This is a genomic window from Fructilactobacillus sp. X2R1C1 (assembly GCF_059901435.1).
This window is the reverse complement of record NZ_JBWXUV010000096.1, coordinates 1-266: the sequence shown is the minus strand read 5'-3', so window position 1 is coordinate 266 and position 266 is coordinate 1. Positions and strand designations below refer to the sequence as shown.

Here is a 266-nt window from a genome sequence, read left to right as displayed (position 1 = left end):
GCGCCCACCAAGTCTTCCTCCCCACCCGCCCGATCGCCTGCAGCGGCTTCCCATCCGGCCCCACGTGCGAACCCTGAAACGCCACCAGCGCCCCCTGCATCTTTTCATCAAAAAGCTCACCCGTGCCGGCCGCAAAGCCCTGGCTGTTCAAAATACTTTTAGCAACGGCAACGTGTACGTTACGGTCGCCACGATCGAGATCCGGGTGAGAGGCAGGCTTGCTCATGCACCCCGCCCAATGTCAATCCTCCACCGCAGGCATCACC

The 266-nt window shown here is 62.0% G+C and carries 1 protein-coding gene; it reads right to left on the bottom strand.

Annotation, left to right across the window (positions count from 1 at the left end; all coding sequences use genetic code 11):
* On the bottom strand, positions 1-226 hold a 226-nt coding region (locus AC6UDG_RS07625), incomplete at its 3' end, for a hypothetical protein (RefSeq protein WP_500706979.1).
* Positions 227-266: the final 40 nt, after the last annotated feature.